General features: G+C 72.1%; 19 protein-coding genes. 12 read left to right on the top strand and 7 right to left on the bottom strand.

The annotated features are described in order from the left end of the window. Window positions 1–14 precede the first annotated feature (14 nt). The gene (locus tag ACFYNL_RS27695; RefSeq protein ID WP_388807767.1) at window positions 15–419 is read right to left on the bottom strand and encodes a hypothetical protein; all 405 of its coding nucleotides are present in this window, start codon (window positions 417–419) and stop codon (window positions 15–17) included. A gap of 273 nt (window positions 420–692) precedes the next feature. After that, window positions 693–1,541: a 16S rRNA (cytidine(1402)-2'-O)-methyltransferase gene (gene rsmI / locus ACFYNL_RS27690; protein WP_388807766.1), complete on the bottom strand. Its 849-nt coding sequence runs from the start codon at window positions 1,539–1,541 to the stop codon at window positions 693–695. A 134-nt stretch (window positions 1,542–1,675) separates the two neighbouring features. On the opposite strand from rsmI, the gene ACFYNL_RS27685 reads away from it, so the two are divergent. The 4 genes from ACFYNL_RS27685 (at window position 1,676) to ACFYNL_RS27670 (ending at window position 7,377) form a co-directional block, all read left to right on the top strand. Further along, on the top strand, window positions 1,676–3,418 hold the full coding sequence (locus ACFYNL_RS27685; RefSeq protein WP_388807764.1) for a dolichyl-phosphate-mannose--protein mannosyltransferase: 1,743 nt from the start codon (window positions 1,676–1,678) through the stop codon (window positions 3,416–3,418). A gap of 76 nt (window positions 3,419–3,494) precedes the next feature. Continuing rightward, window positions 3,495–3,827 (top strand): hypothetical protein, encoded by a 333-nt coding sequence (locus ACFYNL_RS27680; RefSeq protein WP_388807763.1) that lies wholly within the window; start codon window positions 3,495–3,497, stop codon window positions 3,825–3,827. Window positions 3,828–3,947: 120 nt separating this feature from the next. After that, window positions 3,948–5,594 (top strand): penicillin-binding transpeptidase domain-containing protein, encoded by a 1,647-nt coding sequence (locus ACFYNL_RS27675; protein WP_388807762.1) that lies wholly within the window; start codon window positions 3,948–3,950, stop codon window positions 5,592–5,594. A gap of 103 nt (window positions 5,595–5,697) precedes the next feature. Further along, window positions 5,698–7,377, top strand: coding sequence for a penicillin-binding transpeptidase domain-containing protein (locus tag ACFYNL_RS27670; RefSeq protein WP_388807761.1), 1,680 nt, complete (start codon window positions 5,698–5,700; stop codon window positions 7,375–7,377). A gap of 3 nt (window positions 7,378–7,380) precedes the next feature. Here the strand turns inward: ACFYNL_RS27670 and ACFYNL_RS27665 are convergent, their stop codons facing one another. Continuing rightward, the gene (locus ACFYNL_RS27665; protein ID WP_388807760.1) at window positions 7,381–7,740 is read right to left on the bottom strand and encodes an SsgA family sporulation/cell division regulator; all 360 of its coding nucleotides are present in this window, start codon (window positions 7,738–7,740) and stop codon (window positions 7,381–7,383) included. 183 nt (window positions 7,741–7,923) lie between these two features. Here ACFYNL_RS27665 and ACFYNL_RS27660 point away from each other — a divergent pair, with 183 nt between their 5' ends. From ACFYNL_RS27660 to ACFYNL_RS27635, 6 genes are all read left to right on the top strand, one after another. Further along, window positions 7,924–8,982 carry an energy-coupling factor ABC transporter permease gene (locus ACFYNL_RS27660; RefSeq protein ID WP_388807759.1) on the top strand — a complete coding sequence of 353 codons (1,059 nt, stop codon included), beginning with the start codon at window positions 7,924–7,926 and terminating at the stop codon, window positions 8,980–8,982. A 1-nt stretch (window position 8,983) separates the two neighbouring features. Beyond that, window positions 8,984–9,745 (top strand): cobalt ECF transporter T component CbiQ, encoded by a 762-nt coding sequence (gene cbiQ / locus ACFYNL_RS27655; protein ID WP_388807758.1) that lies wholly within the window; start codon window positions 8,984–8,986, stop codon window positions 9,743–9,745. After that, window positions 9,733–10,500, top strand: coding sequence for an energy-coupling factor ABC transporter ATP-binding protein (locus ACFYNL_RS27650; protein WP_388807757.1), 768 nt, complete (start codon window positions 9,733–9,735; stop codon window positions 10,498–10,500). Before cbiQ ends, ACFYNL_RS27650 begins: the two co-directional genes overlap by 13 nt. Beyond that, window positions 10,497–10,958: a MarR family winged helix-turn-helix transcriptional regulator gene (locus ACFYNL_RS27645; protein ID WP_388807756.1), complete on the top strand. Its 462-nt coding sequence runs from the start codon at window positions 10,497–10,499 to the stop codon at window positions 10,956–10,958. The genes ACFYNL_RS27650 and ACFYNL_RS27645 overlap by 4 nt, the downstream gene beginning before the upstream one ends. 113 nt (window positions 10,959–11,071) lie before the next feature. After that, entirely contained in the window at window positions 11,072–11,521 is a 450-nt protein-coding gene (locus tag ACFYNL_RS27640) for an organic hydroperoxide resistance protein (protein WP_388807754.1), read from the top strand. A 291-nt stretch (window positions 11,522–11,812) separates the two neighbouring features. Beyond that, window positions 11,813–12,976, top strand: a complete 1,164-nt coding sequence (locus ACFYNL_RS27635; protein ID WP_388807752.1) for a serine hydrolase domain-containing protein — start codon at window positions 11,813–11,815, stop codon at window positions 12,974–12,976. Window positions 12,977–12,987: 11 nt separating this feature from the next. On the opposite strand, the gene ACFYNL_RS27630 is transcribed toward ACFYNL_RS27635, so the two are convergent. Together ACFYNL_RS27630 and ACFYNL_RS27625 are read right to left on the bottom strand one after the other, a co-directional pair. Next, window positions 12,988–13,263: a DUF1876 domain-containing protein gene (locus ACFYNL_RS27630; protein ID WP_388807751.1), complete on the bottom strand. Its 276-nt coding sequence runs from the start codon at window positions 13,261–13,263 to the stop codon at window positions 12,988–12,990. Window positions 13,264–13,317: 54 nt separating this feature from the next. After that, window positions 13,318–14,787, bottom strand: a complete 1,470-nt coding sequence (locus tag ACFYNL_RS27625; RefSeq protein ID WP_388807750.1) for a TIR domain-containing protein — start codon at window positions 14,785–14,787, stop codon at window positions 13,318–13,320. Between the two features lie 29 nt (window positions 14,788–14,816). Between ACFYNL_RS27625 and ACFYNL_RS27620 the strand changes: the two genes are divergently transcribed. After that, window positions 14,817–15,263 (top strand): HIT family protein, encoded by a 447-nt coding sequence (locus ACFYNL_RS27620; RefSeq protein WP_388807749.1) that lies wholly within the window; start codon window positions 14,817–14,819, stop codon window positions 15,261–15,263. Here ACFYNL_RS27620 and ACFYNL_RS27615 read toward each other — a convergent pair. Then, the gene (locus ACFYNL_RS27615) at window positions 15,250–15,702 is read right to left on the bottom strand and encodes a hypothetical protein (protein WP_388807747.1); all 453 of its coding nucleotides are present in this window, start codon (window positions 15,700–15,702) and stop codon (window positions 15,250–15,252) included. The two genes, ACFYNL_RS27620 and ACFYNL_RS27615, sit on opposite strands and share 14 nt — an antisense overlap. A 252-nt stretch (window positions 15,703–15,954) precedes the next feature. Between ACFYNL_RS27615 and ACFYNL_RS27610 the strand changes: the two genes are divergently transcribed. Continuing rightward, window positions 15,955–17,421, top strand: a complete 1,467-nt coding sequence (locus tag ACFYNL_RS27610) for a metallophosphoesterase (protein ID WP_388807982.1) — start codon at window positions 15,955–15,957, stop codon at window positions 17,419–17,421. 231 nt (window positions 17,422–17,652) lie between these two features. On the opposite strand, the gene ACFYNL_RS27605 is transcribed toward ACFYNL_RS27610, so the two are convergent. Next, window positions 17,653–17,931 (bottom strand): hypothetical protein, encoded by a 279-nt coding sequence (locus tag ACFYNL_RS27605; RefSeq protein WP_388807745.1) that lies wholly within the window; start codon window positions 17,929–17,931, stop codon window positions 17,653–17,655.

Genomic DNA, 17,931 nt, shown 5'->3' with positions numbered 1-17,931 from the left:
GCCGGTCGCCGCGCTCAGCTCGCCCTGCGGTGGAAGACGTGCAGGAGATCGGACAGGTGCCAGTGGTGCTGCGACTGCTCCCCGGCCGCCGCTTCCGGCTGCCCGGGGCCCGACTGCCGGGGGACCGAGCGGGGCCGATGCAGGGAGTTCTGCGCGGAGGACACCTTCCCGGCACGCATGATCCGGACGACGTGGCCGTCGCAGTTCTGGCACGTGGGCCTGCTCAGCGGCGACGGGACGACCTGCCCGTCCGCGACGTACATCACGAACTCGTGGCCGTCACCGTCGATGTGGTGCTCTATCTCGTACGACTGCTCCCAGCCGTGCCCGCATCGCATGCAGGCGAAGGAATACGACTCGTGGACGACGGCGGTCGCGGCGCTGCGAAGGCCCGTGGTCTGCTGTGCGATCTCGCTCATGCCAGCTCCTGTGGTCCGCTGGTGGGACGGGTTGCGTCCCTTCGACCAGTGGACCCCTCGGCCGGGGCGAACGCACGGATCCTGTCGAGTGTTTGGGGCCCTTTGAACGTTCCTTGCCGCAACAGCCCGGGTGCTTTACCCGGCCATGGGGCGCCCGCTCAGCAGAGATACGCCCTGCTCAGACGGCCACTGCGCCCCTCCCCGATCGAGGACGCCTGTTCCGTCGAGGCCCCGCCCCGCCCGCCCCCCTCGGACATCCGTACCGAGCCCCCGTCACCCGCCCGCGTTCTTCGCTGCCACGACCGCGTCGAAGACCTCGCGCTTCGGTACGCCGGCTGCCGCGGCCACCGCCGCGATGGCCTCCTTGCGGCGTTCCCCCGCCTCCTCGCGCACCCGCACCCGGCGCACGAGTTCCGCGGCGTCGACCTCCTCGGCCCCCTTCGCCGGCGCGCCCTCGACCACGACGGTGATCTCCCCGCGGACCCCCTCGGCCGCCCAGGCCGCGAGCTCCCCGAGCCCACCGCGCCTGACCTCCTCGTACGTCTTGGTCAGCTCACGGCACACGGCGGCGCGCCGGTCACCGCCGAACACCTCGGCCATCGCGGCGAGGGTGTCGACCAGCCGGTGCGGAGCCTCGAAGTAGACGAGTGTGCGCCGCTCCTCGGCGACCTCCCGGAGCCGGGACAGCCGCTCACCCGCCTTGCGCGGCAGGAACCCCTCGAAGCAGAACCGGTCGACCGGCAGACCCGACAGGGCGAGCGCGGTCAGCACCGCGGACGGCCCCGGCACGGCGGTGACCCGGATGTCCTGCTCGACCGCCGCCGCCACCAGCCGGTACCCGGGATCCGACACCGAGGGCATCCCGGCGTCCGTGACCAGCAACACGCGCGCCCCGCCGAGCAGTTCCTCCACCAGTTCGGGGGTACGGGCGGCCTCATTGCCCTCGAAGTACGACACGACACGCCCCTTGGGCGTCACCCCCAGCCCCTGGGTCAGCCGCCGCAGCCGCCGGGTGTCCTCCGCCGCGACGACGTCGGCGCCGGCCAGCTCCTCGGCGAGCCGGGGCGGCGCGTCCGCGATGTCGCCGATGGGGGTGCCTGCCAGTACGAGGGTTCCAGTCACGCCCCCATCCTCGCAGGGACCGCTCGTCGCGGGGACCGCGGAGCCCGAGCACAACCACCGCCGGGGGCGAACGGTTCCGCCCCCTTACCGCACATGCACGGGACTCCCACAGAACGGTTCCCTACGATGGCGCGGTGACCAGTACCGCGTCCTCCATGGACACCCGGCAGGGCCAGGCACCGCACGAGCAGCGGCCGTCGTGGCAGCAGCGGCTGCGCCGATTCGGCTACACGGCGGGGCCCAGAAGCGACGTACGCGACCGGCTCGTACCGCCGTACGTCCAGCCCAGCCCGCGGATGTGGCAGTTCCTCGGCGTCCCGGGCCCGCTCGCGGAGCGGATCGCCCGCTGGTCGGCATGGGGCGGCCCGCTTCTGGTGACGCTGCTGGCGGGGGTGCTGCGCTTTTGGAACCTGGGCAGCCCGAAGGCGGTGATATTCGATGAGACGTATTACGCCAAGGACGCCTGGGCGCTCGTCCACCGCGGCTTCGAGGTCAGCTGGGACAAGAACGCCAACGACGCGGTCCTGAGGCTGGGCGACCAGGTCCAGATCCCGACGGACGCGGCGTACGTCGTGCATCCGCCCGTCGGCAAGTACGTCATCGGGCTGGGCGAGCTGATGTTCGGGTTCAACCCGTTCGGCTGGCGGTTCATGACGGCGCTGCTGGGCACCCTGGCCGTGCTGATGCTGTGCCGGATCGGCCGCCGCATCTTCCGCTCGACCTTCCTCGGCTGCCTCGCGGGCGCGCTGATGGCGGTGGACGGGCTGGCCTTCGTGATGGCGCGCACCTCGCTGCTCGACGGGGTGCTGATGTTCTTCGTGCTGGCGGCGTTCGGCTGTCTCGTCCTCGACCGGGACCGGACGCGGGCGAAGCTCGCCGCCGCGCTGCCGGCCGACGCCGACGGCCGGTTCCGCCCGGACGCGCACATCGCCGAGACCCTGCGCCTGGGCCCGCGCCCCTACCGGTGGCTGGCCGGCCTGATGCTGGGCCTGGCCATCGGCACCAAGTGGAACGGCCTGTACTTCCTGGCCGCGTTCGGCCTGATGACGGTGTTGTGGGACGTCGGCGCCCGCAGGGTGGCCGGTGCCGCGCACCCGTACAGGGCCGTGGTCAAGCGCGACCTGGGCCTCGCCTTCCTGGCGACCGTGCCGGTGGCGGTCGTCACCTACATCGCGTCCTGGACCGGCTGGATCCTCTCCCCCACGGACGGCACCGGCGGCTACTACCGCAACTGGGCGAGCGCCGACGGCCGCAGCAGCGACTGGTCCTGGCTATTCCCCGACTGGTGGCTCAGCCTGTGGCACTACGAGAACCAGGTGTACGACTTCCACGTCGGGCTGTCGTCCCCGCACACCTACCAGTCCAACCCGTGGAGCTGGATCGTCGACGGCCGCCCCGTGTCGTACTTCTACGAGTCCCCGCTGCCCGGCAGGGACGGCTGCCCCGTCGACGCGGGCGAGAAGTGTGCGCGCGAGGTGCTGGCGATCGGCACGCCGCTGCTGTGGTGGGTGGCCGCCTTCGCCATCCTCTACGTCCTGTGGCGCTGGCTGTTCCGCCGCGACTGGCGGGCCGGCGCCATCGCCTGCGGTGTCGCGGCCGGCTACCTCCCCTGGTTCCTCTACCAGGAGCGCACGATCTTCTTCTTCTACGCCATCGTCTTCCTGCCCTTCCTGTGCCTCGCCGTGGCCATGCTCCTCGGCGCGATCATCGGCCCGCCCCGCACCGGCGACACCCGCCGCGTGGCCGGGGCGACGGGGGCGGGCGTGCTGGTGCTGCTGATCGCCTGGAACTTCATCTACTTCTGGCCGATCTACACCGGTACGGCGATCCCGATCGACGACTGGCGGGCGCGGATGTGGCTGGACACCTGGGTGTAGCGGGACGGGCGTGCCCCGAGGCCGGCGGCCCGAAAATGAGGACCGCCGGCGCCCCCGCTGCGGTTACCCTCCGCTGATGCAACAGGACCATCCCCTCGTTCGCGAGGTGTACCCCGAGCTGGTCGCGGAGTTGGTCGATCTCCTGGAGAGCGAGGGAGAGCGGGAGCTGGCCGTCTGCGCCCGGGACCTTCGCCTGGTCGGCGAGTGCGACTGCGCCGACGACTTCTGCCAGAGCTTCCTGACCGCGCCGCACCCGCGGGGCCGGCCGTACGGCGCCGGTCATCGCTGCGTACCGCTGCTGCCGTCGCAGGGCATGCTGTGCCTGGACGTCGTGGACCACCGGATCGTCTACGTCGAGGTTCTCGACCGGCCGCCCCTGCGGCGGCACGGGGCCGGCCCCCGGATGTGACGGAACGCCCCCGTTCCAGGGGGCGGAAGGCAGCCACTTCAAGAACCGCGTGACAAAAAACATTCCTCCCGACCGCCCCTTGCGCCACATACAGTGCGGAGGACGAACGGGGAGGGGACCATGGCCAAGGGGGTCAAGGCCGCTGTCATAGGCGGGGTGTTCGCCGTGATGGTGGGGGGCGCCGGATACGGCGCGTACAACATCATGTCCGCGCTGGACGGCGGCGGGGCGACGGGGGCGGGCGGGGAGCCCGCGCCGGCGCGGTCGGGGCCGCCGAGCGCGGAGGAGGTCGAGGAGACGACGACCGAGTTCTTCGCGGCCTGGGAGAAGGGGCAGGCGGCGCGGGCGGCGTCGTACACGAACAACGACGCGGCCGCCGAGCCGCTGCTGACGGCGTACGGCGAGGACGCCCACATCACCGGTGTGAAGATCACGCCGGGTGCGGCGAAGGGCGGCGCCGTGCCCTTCACGGTGAAGGCGAAGGTGTCCTACGACGGGAAGTCCAAGCCGCTGACGTACAAGAGCAGCCTCACCGTCGTGCGCGGTCTCACCACCGGACGGCCGCTCGTCGACTGGCAGCCGGACGTGATCCATCCGCGGCTGAAGAAGAACGACACCCTCGTCACCGGCAAGGCCGCGAGCCCGCCGATCGAGGCCGTCGACCGTGACGGCACCGTGCTGACGAAGGAGAAGTACCCCTCGCTCGGCCCGATCCTCGACACCCTGCGCGACCGCTACGGCGACAAGGCGGGCGGCGAGGGCGGCGTCGAGCTGGCGATACGGCACGCCGACGAGTCGCCGGACACCTCGCTGCTGACCCTTGCCAAGGGCAGACCCGGCAAGCTGGAGACCACCCTCAGCGCGCGTGTGCAGGCAGCCGCCGAGAGCGCGGTGAAGCAGCACCCCGAGTCCTCGGTGGTGGCCGTCAAGCCGAGCACCGGAGAGGTGCTGGCGGTGGCGAACCACCGCGAGGACGCCTTCAACGCGGCCTTCGAGGGCCGTGTCGCCCCCGGCTCCACGATGAAGATCATCACGGCGGCGATGCTCATCGACAACGGCGTGACGTCGATGAACGGGCCGGCCCCCTGCCCGCCGACCGCCACCTGGCAGAGCCAGACCTTCGAGAACCTCACCGGTCTTCAGCCCGACGAGAGCGCGAACGCCACCCTGGCGAACGCCTTCATGCGCTCGTGCAACACCGCCTTCATCAAGCTCATCGACGAGAGGCCGCTCACGGACGCGTCCCTGACCGCCGAGGCCGAGGAGCGCTTCGGGCTGCGCGGGGACGACTGGAAGACCGGCATCACCTCCTTCGACGGCAGTGTCCCCGCCGCCGGCGGACCGGACCGCGCGGCCGGCGCCATCGGGCAGGGCCAGGTGCAGATGAACCCGCTGAACATGGCGTCGGTGACGGCCACCGCGATCACCGGCCGGTTCCGGCAGCCGTATCTCGTCCCGCCCGAGCTGGACGACCGGCAGCTCGCCACCGCCCAGGGGCTGCGGTCGAGCACCGCCGCGCAGCTGAAGCAGATGATGCGGCTGACGGCGACGTCCCCGCAGGGCACCGCCGTGCGCGTCATGGCCGGGCTGAGCGGTGACATCGGCGCCAAGACCGGTTCCGCCGAGGTCGACGGCAAGGCCACCTCGGACAGCTGGTTCACCGGCTTCCGCAACGATGTGGCGGCCGCGGCCATGTCCGAGCAGGGCGGCCACGGCGGCGACGCGGCGGGGCCGATTGTCGCAGCCGTGCTACGAGCGTCCGGCTGAAGTCATCCCCGGCGCCACGGGACTCTAGGGTGGTCGTCGTCGTTATGCGTGAGGGCAACGGGGCGGCGGGGACCCCTGGGATTTCGCGAGGGAACGGAAAGCAGTGGGCAACAGAAGGCGCGTCGCCGAGCGACGGAAGACCAACCCCGCCGTGCTCGGCGGGATGATCGCCGTGGTCGTCGGCGGCGCCGGGTTCGGTGTCTACGCCCTGTACGGCGGCGGAGCAGTGGCCGACAGCCGTACGTCGGCCTCCTCGTCCGCCGACGACGAGGCCGAGGACGTGAAGACCGGCCCGTTGTCGGCCGAGGAGGTCACCACGGCGGCCGAGACCTTCCTCACCGCCTGGCAGAAGGGCAAGGTGACCGAGGCGGCCGCCGCCACGGACGACACCGCCGCCGCGAAGGCCCTGCTGGCGGCCTATTCCAAGGACGCCCACATCAAGGACGTCACCCTCACCGCGGGCGCCCGCACCGGCGACAAGGTCTCCTTCTCGGTGAAGGGGACGGTGTCGTACAAGGGCACCAGCAAGCCGGTGGCCTACGACAGTTCGCTGACCGTCGCCCGCCGGGCCGAGGACGGCAGGCCGCTCGTCGCATGGCGCTCCGCGATCGTCCACCCCGACCTGAGGGACGGCGACCGGCTCGTCACCGGCGAGTCCGGCACCCCGCCCGTCAAGGCGCTCGACCGGGACGGCGGCGAGCTGACCGAGAAGGAGTACCCGTCGCTGGGCTCGGTCCTGGACGGGCTGCGCGAGAAGTACGGCAAGAAGGCCGGCGGCAAGGCGGGTGTGGAACTCCAGGTGGTCCGCGGGGAGGCGTCCAAGAAGGACGAGCTGTCCGACAAGACGCTGCTGGAGCTGAGCAAGGGCACACCGGGCACGGTGAAGACGACGCTGAGCCCGACGCTGCAGGCCGCCGCGGAGAAGCAGGTCGCCGCGAAGCCGAAGGCGTCGGTGGTCGTGCTGCGCCCGTCGACCGGCGAGATCCTGGCCGCCGCCAACTCCTCGCACGGCTTCAACACGGCCTTCCAGGGCTCCCTCGCCCCCGGCTCCACGATGAAGGTCGTCACCTCGTCGCTGCTGATCGAGAAGGGCCTGGCGACGGCGGACAAGCAGCGCCCCTGCCCGAAGTACTTCACGTACGGCCACTGGAAGTTCCAGAACGACGACAAGTTCGAGATCAAGGGCGGCACGTTCAAGGCGAGCTTCGCCCGCTCCTGCAACACGGCCTTCATCAGCCAGGCGCCCGAGCTGGACGACGACAGCCTGACCAAGCAGGCCCAGCAGGTCTTCGGTCTCTCGCTGAACAACTGGTCCGTCGGCGTTCCCACCTTCGACGGCTCCGTCCCCGTCCAGTCCCAGGCCCAGATGGCGGCCTCGCTCATCGGCCAGGGCGGAGTGCGGATGAACCCGCTGAACATGGCGTCGGTCTCGGCGACCGTCAAGTCGGGCACGTTCAAGCAGCCGTACCTGGTCTCCCCGGAGGTCGACGGCCGGCGGCTGGCAACGGCCGCGCGCACGATGTCGGCGTCCACGCTCTCCCAGCTGCGCGGGCTCATGGCCTACACGGCGGCCTACGGAACGGCGGCCGAGGCGATGGCCGGGGTCAGCGGTGACGTCGGCGCGAAGACCGGCTCGGCGGAGGTCGACGGACAGAAGAAGCCGAACGGCTGGTTCACCGCCTACCGGGGAGACCTGGCCGCGGCGGGTGTGGTCCAGGCGGCCGGCCACGGCGGGGAGACGGCGGGCCCGATCGTGGCGGCGCTGCTCAAGCTGGGTGGCTGAAACTCAGCGGGCCACGGGAGCGGCGGCCAGATAGGTCCGCCGCAGGAACCTCATCAGCGCCTTCGACTCGAACTGCACCACGGACACCCCCTGCTCGGAGTGGAACTCCACCACGGCCTGCACCCGCCCGCACGGCCAGACGCGTATCTCACCGCTGCCCGCCGGGGCCCGCAGCCCCTGTTCCAGCAGGGAACGGGAGAACGTGTACTCATGGGCTTCGCGTCCGGGCAGCCGGATCCGCACCGAACGCGGGTCGGTATCGGGGTCGTAGCGCAGGATCACCGGCACCGCGTCCTGTTCATCGGCCAGGATGTCCGCGTCCGTGACGATATGGGCTCGCGCGTACTGCTCGACTACAGACATCGGACGGCCCTCTCACGCTGGGTGACCTCTGCGAAATCCGTGCATCCGTTCCCTCTCCAATGTCGCATATCTTCCGGAAAGCGCTCCCTGGAGCCCTGGGTATCTCATCCGTGCGCCGGACGGCCGCGATAGACAAGGACTCGCTCTTGCAAGCCGTTCGCATCAAGCCACTATCATCGAACGGTGCACGTACCTGACGGATTCATAGACGCCCCGACCTCGGTCGCGACCGGAGTGGTCGCCGCTGCCGCCGTCGCCGTGAGCCTGCGCGGCGCCCGCCGTGAGCTCGACGAGCGGACCGCGCCGCTGGCCGGCCTGGTGGCGGCGTTCATCTTCGCCGTGCAGATGCTGAACTTCCCGGTGGCGGCCGGCACCAGCGGACACCTGCTGGGCGGTGCGCTGGCCGCGATCCTCGTCGGCCCGTACACCGGCGCGCTGTGCATCTCCGTCGTCCTGCTCATGCAGGCCATCCTCTTCGCGGACGGGGGCCTCACCGCGCTCGGCGTGAACATCACCAACATGGCGGTCGTCGGCGTCGTCGTCGCCTACGCCGTCTTCCGCGGCCTGGTGAAGGTCCTGCCCAGGACCCGGCGCTCGATCACCGCCGCCTCGTTCGTCGCGGCGCTGGTGTCGGTGCCGGCCGCGGCCCTCGCGTTCACGTTCCTGTTCTGGATCGGCGGCACCACCGACGTCTCGATCGGCAAGGTCGCCACCGCCATGGGCGGCGTCCACCTGCTGATCGGCATCGGCGAGGCCGCGATCACCGCGCTGACCGTCGGTGCCGTGGTCGCGGTGCGGCCGGACCTCGTGTACGGCGCCCGCGACCTGCGGCAGCCGCTCAAGCTGCGGGTGGGTGACGAACTGGTCGACGCCCCCGCGCCCGAGGCCGAGCGGCCGGTCCCGGCCCGGGCCTCCCGCCGCACGGTGTGGATCGGCGGCCTGGCCACCTCGCTCGTCCTCGCCGGGTTCGTCAGCTTCTACGCCTCCGCGAGCCCCGACGGGCTGGAGAAGGTCGCCGAGGACAAGGGCTTCGCCGACTCCGCCGAGGAGCACACGGGCGCCGACTCCCTGCTCGCCGACTACGGCGTCAAGGGCATCGACAACACCCGTCTGTCCGGCGGCCTCGCCGGTGTGATCGGCGTCGGCGCCACGGTCGTGGCGGGCACCGGCGTCTTCTGGGCGGTGCGCCGGCGTCGTACGGACGAGTCGGCCGACACCTCGCCCGCGAGCACCGGGGTCTGACATGGGCGCCGGGCACGCGCACAGGCTGTACCGGCCGGGGCATTCGCCGGTGCACGCGCTGCCCCCGCACACCAAGCTGGCGGCGGTGTTCGCCTTCGTGCTGGTCGTGGTGTCGACGCCGCGCGAGGCCATGTGGGCGTTCGGGCTGTACGCCGTGCTGCTCGCGCTCGTCGCTGGCGCCGCGCGGGTGCCCGCCGGGTTCCTGCTGAAGCGGCTGCTGATCGAGGTTCCGTTCGTGGCGTTCGCGGTGCTGATGCCGTTCGTCGCGGAAGGCGAGCGGGTCGACGTGCTGGGCGTGCCGCTGAGCGTCAGCGGACTGTGGGGCGCCTGGAACGTGCTCGCGAAGGGCACCCTGGGCGTCGCCGCCTCCGTGCTCCTCGCCTCCACCACCGAGCTGCGCGAACTGCTCCTCGGTCTGCAGCGGTTGAAGCTCCCGCCCCTGCTCGTGCAGATCGCCTCCTTCATGATCCGCTACGGCGATGTCATCACCGACGAGATGCGACGCATGCGGGTCGCCCGGGAGTCGCGCGGCTTCGAGGCGCGCGGTGTACGGCACTGGGGCGTGCTCGCGAAGTCGGCGGGCGCGCTGTTCATCCGCTCCTACGAGCGCGGCGAGCGGGTGCATCTGGCCATGGTCAGCCGCGGGTACGCCGGTTCGATGCCGGTGATCGACGAGGCGACCGCGTCCCGGGCGCAGTGGTCGTACGCCCTCGCTCTCCCCTTCGCCGCCCTCGTCGTCTGTCTGCTGGGATGGTCGCTGTGACGGAACCGACTGCGTCGCTGGAAGTGGCGGGCCTGGCCTTCGCCTACCCGGACGGCCACCAGGCCCTGTTCGGTGTGGACTTCCGCATCGGGCGCGGCGAGCGGGTCGCTCTGCTCGGGCCGAACGGCGCCGGGAAGACGACGCTCGTCCTGCATCTCAACGGCATCCTGACCGGCGGCACGGGCAGTGTGAGGGTGGCGGGGCTGCCGGTCGGGCGGCAGCACATGGCCGAGATCCGGCGCCGGGTGGGGATCGTCTTCCAGGACCCGGACGACCAGTTGTTCATGCCGACGGTCCGTGAGGACGTGGCCTTCGGGCCGGCCGCGGCGGGTCTGAAAGGGCCGGAGCTGGAGGAGCGGGTCGACCGGGCGCTGGCGCGGGTCGGCATGGCGGAGTTCAAGGACCGGCCGCCGCACCACCTCTCCTTCGGTCAGCGGCGCCGGGTCGCGGTGGCGACCGTGCTGGCGATGGAGCCGGAGATCCTCGTCCTGGACGAACCCTCCTCCAACCTCGACCCCGCCTCCCGCCGTGAACTCGCCGACATCCTGCGCTCGTTGGACGTCACCGTCCTCATGGTCACCCACGACCTGCCCTACGCCCTGGAGCTGTGCCCGCGCTCGCTGATTCTGAGCGAGGGGGTGATCGCCGCGGACGGGAGGACGGCCGAGCTGCTGGCGGACGACGAGCTGATGCGGGCCCACCGGCTGGAGCTGCCCTTCGGCTTCGACCCGCGGTCCGTGACAATGGGCGCGTGACGAACGAGGAGACCGAGGGTTCGCTGCTGCTGGACGAGCAGCTGTGTTTCGCGCTGTACGCCGCCCATCGCGCGGTGACGGCGGTGTACCGCCCGCTCCTCGACGAGTTGGGGCTGACCTATCCGCAGTACCTGGCCCTGCTGGTGCTGTGGGAGCGCGGCGAGTCGACGGTCAAGGAGCTGGCGGTGGCGCTGCGGCTGGACTACGGCACCGTCTCCCCGCTGCTCAAGCGGCTGGAGTCGACGGGCCTGGTACGGCGTGAGCGGTCGGCGCGGGACGAGCGGTCGGTCCTCGTCACCCTGACGGAGCGTGGGACGCGGCTGCGGGGGCGCGCGGCGTGCGTGTCCGGCGCGTTGCTGGCGGCTACGGACCTTCGTATGTCCGAAATCACCCGGATGCGCGAGGAGTTGCTGCGGCTGGCCGACCGGGCGGAGGCCGCCGCGGGCCGCACCGGCTGACTGCCGGCCTCGGACTGCTCACGGTTCCACCCCCTGGCGGGCACACTCTTCCTACCGGCCAGTACCTTGTGCACAATGTATTTGTGCGCGTTCTTTCTGGGGGAGGGCCAACCATGACCGCCGAGGGCACCACCGTCGACACCCGGCCGACGAAGATCATGTACGTCGCCGAGGCCACCGCGCACGGCGGCCGGGAGGGTCATGTCACCAGTCAGGACGGCCAGATCGCGCTGAAGGTCGCGATGCCGCCGCAGCTGGGCGGCGACGGCAACGGCACCAACCCGGAGCAGCTCTTCGCCGCCGGCTACAGCTCCTGCTTCCACAACGCGCTGATCCTGGTGGGCAACCGCGAGGGCTACGACCTGACCGGATCCACGGTCGCCGCGAAGGTCGGCATCGGCCCCAACAAGCACCGCGGCTACGGCCTCGCGGTCGCCCTCAGCGTCTCGCTGCCGGTGCTGGACGCGGGCATCGCCGCCAAGCTGGTGGACGCCGCGCACCAGATCTGCCCGTACTCCAACGCGACCCGCGGCAACATCGACGTCACGATCGTGCTGGGCTAGGGCCTGTCGTTTGGATCATGCCGGCGTCGCGGGGTCCGGCACGCGCATCTGCCGCGTTGTCGTCGGTTGCCGATGCTCCGCATCGGCGCCCTCCTCCGCCTTGCAGCTGCACGCACCAGACCCCGCTCGGGTGGGCTGAGAGGCGCAGTTCCTCCCAGCCGACCTGATCCAAACGACAGACCCTAGCGAGACGTCGGCCACACATCGGAATCGCAGGCAGCACCCCCATGTTGGACTGTCCGTCGCAGGCGAATCGAACGCGAGACGGTCAGTAGCAGAGGGAGCACGGGCGTGGACGTGAACGGCACAGTGGCCGAGGGCTTCGAGCCGGTCAGGGAGGCGTTCGTACGGAACTTCGCCGCGCTCGGCGAGCGGGGCGCCGCCGTCGCCGTCTACCGGGACGGACGCAAGGTCGTCGACCTGTGGGCCGGCACGCGGGACGTCGAGGGCACACTGCCCTGGCAGCACGGCACCGCACAGGTCGTGCGCTCGGCGACCAAGGGCGTCGCCGCCGCCGTACCGCTGCTCCTGCACCAGCGGGGCGAGCTGGACCTGGACGCGCCGGTGGGCGAGTACTGGCCGCGGTTCAAGGAGCACGGCAAGGAACGGCTGCTCGTACGGCATGTGCTGAACCACCGCGCCGGGCTCCCGGTGCTCGACCGCCCGCTCACCCCCGAACAGGCCCTGGACCCGAGCAGCGGCCCCGAGGCGGTGGCCGCGCAGACGCCCGCGTGGGAGCCGGGCACCGCCCACGGCTATCACGCGCTGACCTACGGCTGGCTGCTGGACGAGCTGGTGCGGCGGGTGACGGGGCGGTGGGCCGGTGAGTGGATCGCGGCCGAGATCGCCGGTCCGCTGGGCGCGGACCTGTGGCTGGGGCTGCCGGACGCGCAGGCGGGCCGGGTGGGCCGTACCGGCCGGGTCGAGGGGCCCGAGCCGGCCGGGGGGCTGCGGGCGCGTCCGAAGCGCTCGGTCACCGAGGCCTACGCGGACCCCGACTCCCTCACGCGCCGCGCGTTCGCCGCGATCACGCCCTTCCCCGACCAGAACGACCCGGCCTACCGGGCGGCCGCCCTCCCCGCGACCAACGGCATCGCGACCGCCGACGGCCTGGCCCGCTTCTACGCGGCGTTGATCGGTGACGTCGACGGTGTGCGGCTCTTCGACCCGGCGACGGTGGAACGGGCGCGGGCCGAGGAGTCGGCGGGCCCGGACCGCGTCCTGGTGGTCAACACCCGCTTCGGTCTCGGGTACATGCTGCACGGCACCGCGTCCCCCTTGCTGGGACCCGGCTCTTTCGGCCACCCCGGCCGCGGCGGCGCCCTCGGCTTCGCCGACCCGGAGGCGGGGATCGCGTTCGGCTATGTGACGAACGGCTTCCGCAAGACGGTGACGGCGGATCCGAGGGCGCAGGGCCTGGTACGGGCGGTACGGGCCTGTCTCGGCACTCCCTAGGGAGGGCTGGATCAGACGTGGATCGGGTGCGAGGTGCGCCCGGACGCCGCGTCGATCTCGCCGTGCGCCTTGGTGAGCATCTGCATCGCGAGCTCGTTCAGTGCGCGGGCCCCGGCGATCTCCTCGCCGACCCGCGGCTGATTGGAGTCGGTGTGGTGCCGGGTGGCGTGCCCGTGGGCCCGTACCTCGGTGCCGTCGGGCAGACGCACCAGCGCGACCGCCCGCGTGTGCTGGTCGTCCTCCTGGAACTCCAGCTCGACATGCCATCCCACTGCGGTGTGCATCATGACGATCACCTCCGGAAGACCTGCTTCCAGGGTGCTCCTGTCGAGGGCCGCCGACTAGTCGGGCTCCGCGAACTCCTCGGGCCGCGGCGCGGGTCCGGACCGTTTGGTGCGGGCGGGGGCGCTCAGGGCCGCCACCCGGTCGGTCAGCAGGGCGACACGCTCCCCCACCTCGGCCACCAGGTCGGTGCGCAGCCGGCGCTGGTGGCGCAGGCCGATCTCCATCGTGGTGAGCGCCAGGGCCGCGGCGATCAGGACCAGGACCGCCAGCGTGCCGTGCACCCGGGGCGTGCCCTTCCTCACCGACTCGAACGCGAGCCCGGACGCCACCGCGAGGGCCGTGATCGAAGCCAGCCCCACGACATGGCCGCCGAGGAGCCAGGGGTGGTCCTGGCGCAGCCACGTCAGCCGGGAACGCCGTGCCTCCTGCGACAGCCGCGCGAGCGCCGCCCGCATGTCCGCCAGCTCCCACTCGGCCTTCTCGCGCTGTTCCCGGGAGAGCGGGGGCCGCGCCGCGGCCAGGCGCAGTTCCAGCCGTGCGACCGCCCGGCGCAGCAGGGGCCGGCTCACCGGGTTCGGCAGGCCCTGCGGCCAGCGGGCCCACAGGTCGGCGTCGCGCCGCTGGAGACGGATGTGGGTGGCGGCCGTGTGCGCGACCGCGAGGCACATCACCAGGAGCAGGGCCAGGGACGCCCACGTGCCGCCGTCACCCCACAGCTGCAGGGCACCGAACGCGCCGACCAGGACGAGCCCCGCGGCCATCGGCCAGGTCTGCCGGATGTACGTCCGGTGCTTGACGGCGTGCAGGTCGCGTTCCCAGCCGTCCAGGGGGCGGCGGAGCAGGACGCGGGTGACGGCGAGCGAGAGCGGCGGCGCGCACAGCAGCAGACAGCCTCCCAGCGTGGCGTAGAGCGTCCACGGCAGGCCGTTCCCGGCCGCCCAGCCGTCGTCCTGGGGCAGCGCGGGAGCCGCGAGCAGTACCGCCACGGCGAGCACCGCGGTGAGCGCGCCCGGCCACCGGCCCGCCCGGCGCGCGGGCGGTGCCGGCGGGACGGGCCGCCAGGTCCGGGAGACGTCCGTCTCCAGTACGGCGATCAGTTCGGCGAGGTCGGCCTCGTGGTGGGCCGCGCGCAGGAACTGGGCGTTGCGGTGGGCCAGGTCCCGCAGGGGCGGCGGCAGTTGGTCCGGCCCCGGCGGGGCGGCACCGTCGAGCAGCAGCGGGATGACGGTCTTGCCGGTGTGCAGGGCCTGGTCGATCTCCCGGCGCACCCAGTCGGTCTCGTCGTCCAGCCGTCGCTCGCCCCTGGCGCCCCGCGCGTCCGCCCAGCCCCGGTGCACCACGACGAGCAGGACCTCGCAGTCCGCCACCCGCTCCCGCAGGGTGTCCGGGTAGCGCTGCCCCGGCACGATGGAGGCGATGTCCCGGAAGACCTGGTCGGTACCGAAGTGCTGTTCGAGCCGGTCGTACAGTTCCCGCACGACGTCTTCGTGATCGCCCCTGCGGTAGTTGATGAAGATGCCGCCCACGCCGCACACCCTAGAGCGAGAGGGCCCCCATGAACGCCCGTCAACAGCCGTGCCCCTTCTGCGAGATCGTCACCGGCACCGGCAGGGCGCGCGTGATCCACGAGGACGCGCACACCCTCGCCTTCTTCCCGCTGGCTCCCGCGACGCGCGGGCACACGCTGGTCGTGCCCCGCGTCCATACGGCGGACCTGTGGGCGATGGAGGCGGAGGAGGTTCAGCACCTGTTCCGCGCCGTGCTGTCGGTGGGGGACGCGTTGCGCGCGGTGCTCGAACCCGAGGGCATGAACGTCATCAACTCGGCGGGCGAAGTGGCCTCGCAGTCGGTCTTCCACACCCATGTGCACCTGGTGCCGCGCCGGGCCGGGGACGCGATGGGCCCCATCTGGCCGCCGAAGGGCACGGGTCCCGGCGCCGAGGACGACGCGGCGACGGACGCGCTCGCCGCCCGGCTGGCGGCCGCACTCACAGGGCGATGACGACGAGCGCGAGGTCGGCGAGCAGCAGCGGCGTGTAGAACAGCAGCAACGTCGGGGTCAGCCAGACCTGCGGCCAGGGCATCCGCGACAGGTACGGCGCCACGTCCATGGACAGCACCTCGACCGTGCTGTCGGGGCGCCGGGCGTCGTCGTAGAGCCGGCGAAAGGCCCGCTCCTGGCGCAGGAAGAAGCAGTCCAGGTACCAGAAGCAGCTCAGCGGCACCACGCCGACGACCGCGAGCTGCCAGCTCAGCCGGCTGGCGGACAGCGCGAGCAGGCCGGCGGCCAGGGTCAGCGCCCAGCCCTTCACGAGGAACGAGTTGGTGCCCAGTCGCGTGATCGTCGCCTGGACGAACTCCAGGTGCTTGATCCGGTCCGCGTCCAGCGGCGTCCGGCCGCCGACCCCCGCCGCGTCCGGCCCCTCGCTCAGCGCAGTCAATGGCCCGCCCCCCCCTCGGTGGACTTTCGCTGGTCCGAGCGTAGTGGCGACGCCGGGACGGCCTCCATCGGTTTGCTCGCGGGACAAACACCCCGACTCGGGATCAGTGAGACTCGGCACACTCACTGTGATGACCGGCTTCGCCCTGCTTCCATGGAGATGTCGCGTTCCCTGGAGATGTCGCGCGCCGGACCTGGCCCAGCCGCCACCGCCACCTCCCTCGCCAAACCACATTCGGGCCGCATCGAGGACATGCGCTGCTGTTTCTCCGCCCACCTCCCGGCCCTCGCGGCCCTGTCGGCCTTCCCCGGGCCCTGCGAGATGCTGCGCTCCGGCGCGCGTCTCGCCCCCGCCCTGCTGCGGTCGGCGACCGCCGCCGTGCAGCGGGTGCGCTCCCACCACCCCGACGACCTGGCCGCCGTCAACCTGGAACTGGTCACCCTCACCGAGGACCGCGCCGTCATCACCTGGTACACCGGGATCCCCGGCACCAACGACGGCTTCGGCCACCCGATGCCCGCGATCACCGAGGGCGAGGTCGTCTACGGCACCCGCCCCTCCCGGCTCCACCACGTCGCGGCCGAGGGCCTGCGCACCGCCCACCACCAGGTCGAACTCACCGGCCTGGAACCAGGGCAGACGTACTACTACCAGGCCCGCTCACGCGGTGTGCCCGCGACGCCGACCCCGCTGCACCTGGTGCGCGGCAACGCGGTCGGCACCTCGGCGTTCGGGCTGGGCACGAGCGGCGGACCGTACTCCTTCACCACCCCGCAGCCCCCGCCCGGCCGCCATCTGCTGTCGATCGCGCTCTGCAACGACCTGCACCTCGGCGAGACCACCGCGGGCCTCGTGGGCGGGCTGCCCCTGCTGCGCGGAGTGGCGCAGCAGCCGGGGCGGGCGCCGTACCCCGAGCTCATGAGCAGGGCGCTGGTCGAGGAGGCCCGGCGGCGCGGGGCGGACCTGCTGCTGGCCGGGGGCGACATCTCGGCCGGCGGCGCGGCCCACGACCTGGGCGAGGCCCGGCGGATCCTGGACGGGTTCGGCACGCACGGGCGGGACTACTTCGTCGTGCGCGGCAACCACGACCGCTCCCGGGACAACGCCTTCCACACCGCGTTCCCGGGTGAGGGCGACGGGCCGGGGTACTTCGCCCGGGACCTGGGCGGGCTGCGGATCATCGGCCTGGACACCTACGCCAAGAGCGGCAACGGCGCCGACGCGGGCGGACTCGGACCCGAGCAGCTGTCGTGGTTCCGGGCACGGCTGAGGGAGGCGCCGGAGCAGCCGACGGTGGTGTTCGGCCACCATCCGCTGACCGTGCGGGACTCGGTCTTCCCGGTGACCCGCGGCCAGTGCCTCGAGCGCCGTCAGGCCCGGACCGTGCTCGACGCCTACGCCCAGGCCCCCGGCGTCTTCCTGCACCATGCGGGCCACACCCACCGCAACAAGCGCACGGTGCTGCCGCGGGCCCCGCACGTCACCCAGCAGGAGGTCGCCGCGGCCAAGGAGTACCCGGGCGGGTTCACGCTGCTGCGGATCCACTCCGGTGGCTACGCCCTCAACCACTACAAGGCGGACGCCCCGGCGGCCCGCCAGTGGAACGAACGCAGCCGCCGTGTCGCCGCGGGCCTGTGGCCCCACCACGCCCTGGGCCGCTCGGTCGGCGACCGCAACAGCGTGACGGCACACGACCTGTCCGGCGTCGCCCGTCCGTGACCGGCCCGGGACGCACGTGCCGGTGAGGGGCCGATCTCCGGGGCTCATCCGGGGCGGGCCCCACCGGCCGTGCGAGCCGGCGCTCTCGTGCCCGCCGAGATCCGCGGTCCATACGAGCTGGTGCTCTCGTGCCCGCCGGGATCCGCGGTCCATGCGAGCTGGTGCTCTCGTGCCCGCCGGGACGTGCGGTCCATGCGAGCCGGTGCTCTCGTGCCCGCCGGGATCCGCGGACTAGAACAGCGCCTCAAGCCCGCCGATCAGCGGCAGCGGGGCGAGCGCCATGACCAGCGCTGCCACCGCCAGCCCCGGCCGGATGTCCCGCTTGCCCAGGAAGCCCGACACCGCGGCGGCCGGCGGGAGGACGCACAGCACCAGGAAGCTCCAGTGCCAACCCTCCTCCTTGGTGAGGAAGAGCAGCAGGGCCAGGTAGGCGGGGACGGCTGCCGCGGACATCATCCGGGCGCGGGAGAGGAACAGCTCCAGGCTTTCGCCCGAGTAAGGGAAGGACAT

It is taken from the genome of Streptomyces sp. NPDC007808 (assembly GCF_042868655.1).
GTDB lineage: Bacteria > Actinomycetota > Actinomycetes > Streptomycetales > Streptomycetaceae > Streptomyces.
The sequence above is the reverse complement of the archived record's forward strand: the minus strand, read 5'-3'. Positions and strand labels throughout refer to the sequence as shown.

What these genes read in the sequence shown, in the direction of transcription:
- ACFYNL_RS27695 (WP_388807767.1), bottom strand. Translation starts at nt 419, where the DNA reads ATGAGCGAGATCGCACAGCAGACCACGGGCCTTCGCAGCGCCGCGACC.
- ACFYNL_RS27680 (WP_388807763.1), top strand. Translation starts at nt 3,495, where the DNA reads ATGCAACAGGACCATCCCCTCGTTCGCGAGGTGTACCCCGAGCTGGTC.
- ACFYNL_RS27675 (WP_388807762.1), top strand. Translation starts at nt 3,948, where the DNA reads ATGGCCAAGGGGGTCAAGGCCGCTGTCATAGGCGGGGTGTTCGCCGTG.
- ACFYNL_RS27665 (WP_388807760.1), bottom strand. Translation starts at nt 7,740, where the DNA reads ATGTCTGTAGTCGAGCAGTACGCGCGAGCCCATATCGTCACGGACGCG.
- cbiQ (WP_388807758.1), top strand. Translation starts at nt 8,984, where the DNA reads ATGGGCGCCGGGCACGCGCACAGGCTGTACCGGCCGGGGCATTCGCCG.
- ACFYNL_RS27650 (WP_388807757.1), top strand. Translation starts at nt 9,733, where the DNA reads ATGGTCGCTGTGACGGAACCGACTGCGTCGCTGGAAGTGGCGGGCCTG.
- ACFYNL_RS27640 (WP_388807754.1), top strand. Translation starts at nt 11,072, where the DNA reads ATGACCGCCGAGGGCACCACCGTCGACACCCGGCCGACGAAGATCATG.
- ACFYNL_RS27630 (WP_388807751.1), bottom strand. Translation starts at nt 13,263, where the DNA reads ATGATGCACACCGCAGTGGGATGGCATGTCGAGCTGGAGTTCCAGGAG.
- ACFYNL_RS27620 (WP_388807749.1), top strand. Translation starts at nt 14,817, where the DNA reads ATGAACGCCCGTCAACAGCCGTGCCCCTTCTGCGAGATCGTCACCGGC.
- ACFYNL_RS27610 (WP_388807982.1), top strand. Translation starts at nt 15,955, where the DNA reads ATGCGCTGCTGTTTCTCCGCCCACCTCCCGGCCCTCGCGGCCCTGTCG.
- ACFYNL_RS27605 (WP_388807745.1), bottom strand. Translation starts at nt 17,931, where the DNA reads ATGTCCTTCCCTTACTCGGGCGAAAGCCTGGAGCTGTTCCTCTCCCGC.